Raw genomic sequence first — 3,940 nt, forward strand, 5'->3', positions numbered from 1 at the left:
GGCCCGCCACTCTTTTGTTGAAGATCAGCTTCGGCTGTTAACGGCCAAAGAGATTCCGGTCGCTGCCCTGAGGGGCGGACTTCTCTTCGTCGCCCGACGAATTGAGCAGCTTCTCGACGAGGCCACCGCTGTTGCGGACCGAGCTCGTATGCGCGCTGTCAACCGAGGTAACCGCAGGCTGGTTGGCGCCGTTGGAGCCAAAGTTGTCGCTGCCGGCGAAGGCACTGCCGGTGATGGCCAGAACGGCGGCGGCAGCAATAAGGATCTTGTTCATTTTAGTCTCCTGAATTCTGGATTTCGCCAGACGGCAGACACAGCTGCCGTCGCTTGCGAAATTGGTTTTAGCGACCGAAGAGGTTACGGTCGCTGCCCTGAGCGGGTGTCTGGGCAGCCGGTTCCGAGGTCTTGGTGGAAGCCGTGTACGACTGGTCCACAGCGGCGGCAGGCTGGTTGGCGCCGTTCGAACCGTAGTTGTCGCTGCCCGCGAAAGCGCTGCCGGTGATGGCCAGAACGGCGGCGGCAGCAATGAGGATCTTGTTCATCTTAAATACTCCTGAATGTCTGAATTTCGAATGTCTGAATTTCGCCAGGGCAGCGGGCGGGCCCGCCGTCGACTGGGAATCGGCTGTTAGTTGTTGCCGAAGAGGTTGTGGTCAGCACCCTGGGCAGGCGCCTGAGCAGCCGGTTCCGACTTCTTGGTCGAAGCGGTGTACGAGCTGTCGACAGCAGTGGCTGCCGCGGCGTTCGAACCGTAGTGGTCGCTACCAGCGAAGGCGCTGCCGGAAATGGCCAGAAGGGCTGCGGCAGTGAGAATGATCTTTTTCATTTTTGTACTCCAGTATCGTCTTTTTCCGTCCGTCTAGCGGCGTGTCTTGGAAATGAAATCGCGTCGTTCGGACGGCCCCGATGTGGGAGGGCAACCCCGCCTTTTCCAATCACGAAGTTGTTCCGTGTGGACCATGAATCCACACCTTGAAATTGTGCCAAGGGAATCTAGAGAGGCATTTTTCCTCTCTATATCAGCATGTTAAGTTTAATCATCCGATGGATCACTGACTGTTTCAAAGGCCCGGCGTTCACACCGTCCTGCACGCACCGTCAACAGAAACGAACCGTTCGGTTCGATTTTAGGTCAAGCTAATAGTCACTTTTCGAAACCGTTAACCTTTTTTGACCCCCGCCAAGGGTCGGATTCGGGCAGATCGAAGCCGGCAAATGGCCGCCCGGGAGGCGGGATTTCGGCCCCAGACGATCTGCGGTGACGTTTCGCATGCCGTGTCGCGCCGCATGGATACGATGTCGTTTTCATGCCGACGGCGCGCCAGCGATCGTGGTTAGATCATACTCATCTCAGGTGCCGCTTCGTGACGACGAGGCGGAGAATTGGGAAGCCGGTCAGAATCCGGCGCTGCCCCCGCAACGGTGGTGGAGTTCAAGTCGCAACGGGAGACCACTGGGCAACTGCCTGGGAAGGTGTCGCGATGGTCCGCAAGGACAACTCCAGAGCCCGGAAACCAGCCCGAGATTTTTAGACTCGACTGATCGCGGTGGGCGGTCAAGAGGTGGATAGCGCATGTCCGGCACACAGCCAGCCTGCGTTTCAATCCTTCCTCCATCACCACCAGTTCAGTCCTTAGAAACGAGGACAGGACATGGATACCCGCAACGACATGCTGAGGCTCCTGAAGGGGCGCCGGCAAGGCTTTTCGCTGGAGCAGCCCTTCTACACCGATCCAGACTACTTCAAGCTCGACATGGAGCTGATCTGGTATCGCGACTGGCTGTTCATCGGCCATGATTGCGAACTGCCGAAGCCGGGCAGCTACATCACCGTGCAGATCGGCGACTATCCGGTCGTCCTTGTCCGCGACCAGCAAGGCAAGATCAACGCCTTCCACAATTCCTGCCGCCATCGCGGCAGCCGCGTGTGCAACGCGGAAAAGGGTACGGCGGCAAAGCTCGTCTGCCCCTATCATCAGTGGACCTATGAGCTGGACGGCCGCCTGCTGTTTGCCCGCCAGATGGCCGACGGTTTCGACAAGAGTGATTTCGGCCTGAAGCCGGTCGCCTGCGAGAGCGTCGGCGGCTACATCTTCATCTGCCTGGCCAGGGAGCCGGCGGATTTCGCGCCGATGCGGGCGATGATCGAACCTTATCTTTTGCCGCACCGTTTGCGTGAGGCAAAGATCGCCTTTGAGAGCACGATCATCGAGAAGGGCAACTGGAAGCTGGTCTGGGAAAACAACCGCGAGTGCTACCACTGCGTCGCCAATCACCCCGAACTGTGCAAGACCTTCCCCGAGGCTCCGACCGTGACCGGCGTCCAAGGCGCCGACAGCGACCCTGAAATGGTCGCGCACTGGGCCAGATGCGAGGCATCAGGCTTGCCGAGCAAATTCCGCATCGATCCGGCAGGGCAGTACCGCGCCACCCGCGCGCCGCTGCTGCGCGATGCCGTCAGCTACACCATGACGGGAAAACGGGCGGTCCAGAAGAACCTGTCCGACAGCGTTTCAACCGACCGCATCGGCTCCTTGCTGCTCTACCACTATCCGACCACCTGGAACCATATCCTCGGCGACCACGCCGTCACCTTCCGCGTGCTGCCGATCAGTGCCACGGAAACCGCGGTGACGACGAAATGGCTCGTCCACAAGGATGCGGTCGAAGGCGTCGACTACGACCTCGCTGAGCTCACCCATGTCTGGACCGAGACCAACGACCAGGACCGCCGCATCGTCGAGGAAAACGCCTTCGGCATCCTGTCGCCGGCCTACGAACCAGGCCCCTATTCGGAGCTGCATGAGGGCGGCGTGATCCAGTTCGTCGAGTGGTACGCGTCGTTCATCGGGCCGCGCCTTGCCGAAGGCGGCCGGCCGGCCCTGCGCAGCGTCGCCTAGCTCAGGGGACAAGAGGATGAATGCGATGACGGACCTTGGCCTCTATCGCCATCTCGACCAGATGACGCCCTGGAACGACCGGCTGCAGGTGCTGGAAGTGATCGGCGTCAGCGACGAAGCGCCGGACGTGAAGACCTTCACCTTCCGCTCCGACAACCAGACCTGGTTCCGCTATAAGCCGGGCCAGTTCGTGACGCTGGAACTGCCGACATTGGACGGGCCGCTGATGCGCACCTACACGCTGTCGTCCTCGCCGTCGCGGCCATTCTCGATCGCGGTGACGGTCAAGGCGCAGGCGGGCAGCACCGGCACGCGCTGGATGTTCGACCATCTGACGCCGGGCTCGCACGTCAAGGGCTATGGGCCGACCGGTGATTTTTCGCTGCATAGCCACCCGGCGGCCAAATATCTGTTCATTTCGGCGGGCTCCGGCGTGACGCCGATGATGTCGATGCTGCGCTGGTTGAACGACTGTGCGCCATGGACAGATGTCGGCTTCGTCAACTGTGCGCGCCGCCCGGAAGAGATCATTTTCCGCAAGGAACTCGAGCTGCTCGGCAGCCGCATGCCCGGCCTGTCGCTCGGCTTCATGATCGAGGAGCGGTCGAGCCGCGAGGGCTGGTTCGGCCATATGGGCCGCATCGACGCGATCCGGCTGCCATTGCTGGCGCCCGATTTCCGCGAGCGCGAGATTTTCTGCTGCGGCCCCGATCCCTTCATGCGCGCCGTGCGCGGCATGCTGGACGCCGCCGGCTTCGACATGGCGAAATACCATCAGGAAAGCTTTGCTGCGCCTGCCGTGGAGGAAATCCCGGCGCCGTTCTCGCCGCCGGCGGAGGACGGCGCTGCTGCTGCCGTCGAGGCCGTGACACCTATCCGGTTTTCGCTTTCCGATGTCGATGCCGAATGCGTCGCCGGCCAGACCGTGCTGCAGACGGCACGCGCCTCTGGGGTGCGGATTCCCGCCGCCTGCGAGTTCGGCCTGTGCGGCACCTGCAAGGTGAGGAAGGTCGCGGGCGATGTCGAGATGAGTCACAATG

5 protein-coding genes and 1 riboswitch are annotated in these 3,940 nt (G+C 61.4%); of the genes, 2 read left to right on the forward strand and 3 right to left on the reverse strand.

Going from position 1 to position 3,940, the window contains the following annotated elements:
* Positions 1-37: 37 nt before the first annotated feature.
* The 3 genes from EN750_RS22430 to EN750_RS22440 form a co-directional block, all read right to left on the reverse strand.
* On the reverse strand, positions 38-274 hold the full coding sequence (locus tag EN750_RS22430) for a DUF680 domain-containing protein (RefSeq protein WP_127397673.1): 237 nt from the start codon (positions 272-274) through the stop codon (positions 38-40).
* Positions 275-341: 67 nt separating this feature from the next.
* Positions 342-542: a DUF680 domain-containing protein gene (locus EN750_RS22435; RefSeq protein WP_127267341.1), complete on the reverse strand. Its 201-nt coding sequence runs from the start codon at positions 540-542 to the stop codon at positions 342-344.
* An 86-nt stretch (positions 543-628) separates the two neighbouring features.
* Complete coding sequence (locus tag EN750_RS22440; protein WP_027039902.1) at positions 629-826, reverse strand: DUF680 domain-containing protein; 198 nt, start codon at positions 824-826, stop codon at positions 629-631.
* Positions 827-1,335: 509 nt separating this feature from the next.
* A riboswitch (cobalamin riboswitch) is annotated at positions 1,336-1,538 on the forward strand.
* A gap of 114 nt (positions 1,539-1,652) precedes the next feature.
* Here EN750_RS22440 and EN750_RS22445 point away from each other — a divergent pair.
* Both EN750_RS22445 and EN750_RS22450 read left to right on the forward strand, forming a co-directional pair.
* Entirely contained in the window at positions 1,653-2,900 is a 1,248-nt protein-coding gene (locus EN750_RS22445) for an aromatic ring-hydroxylating dioxygenase subunit alpha (protein ID WP_127397674.1), read from the forward strand.
* A gap of 25 nt (positions 2,901-2,925) precedes the next feature.
* The coding region (locus EN750_RS22450) for a hybrid-cluster NAD(P)-dependent oxidoreductase (RefSeq protein ID WP_145967836.1) at positions 2,926-3,940 on the forward strand (1,015 nt) is incomplete at its 3' end.

Origin of the sequence: Mesorhizobium sp. M7A.F.Ca.ET.027.03.2.1, from assembly GCF_003999175.1 — a bacterium.
Taxonomy (GTDB): domain Bacteria; phylum Pseudomonadota; class Alphaproteobacteria; order Rhizobiales; family Rhizobiaceae; genus Mesorhizobium.

Excerpts from the sequence above, each read along its gene's own strand:
- EN750_RS22445 (WP_127397674.1), top strand. The coding sequence starts at position 1,653 with ATGGATACCCGCAACGACATGCTGAGGCTCCTGAAGGGGCGCCGGCAA.
- EN750_RS22435 (WP_127267341.1), bottom strand. The coding sequence starts at position 542 with ATGAACAAGATCCTCATTGCTGCCGCCGCCGTTCTGGCCATCACCGGC.
- EN750_RS22440 (WP_027039902.1), bottom strand. The coding sequence starts at position 826 with ATGAAAAAGATCATTCTCACTGCCGCAGCCCTTCTGGCCATTTCCGGC.
- EN750_RS22430 (WP_127397673.1), bottom strand. The coding sequence starts at position 274 with ATGAACAAGATCCTTATTGCTGCCGCCGCCGTTCTGGCCATCACCGGC.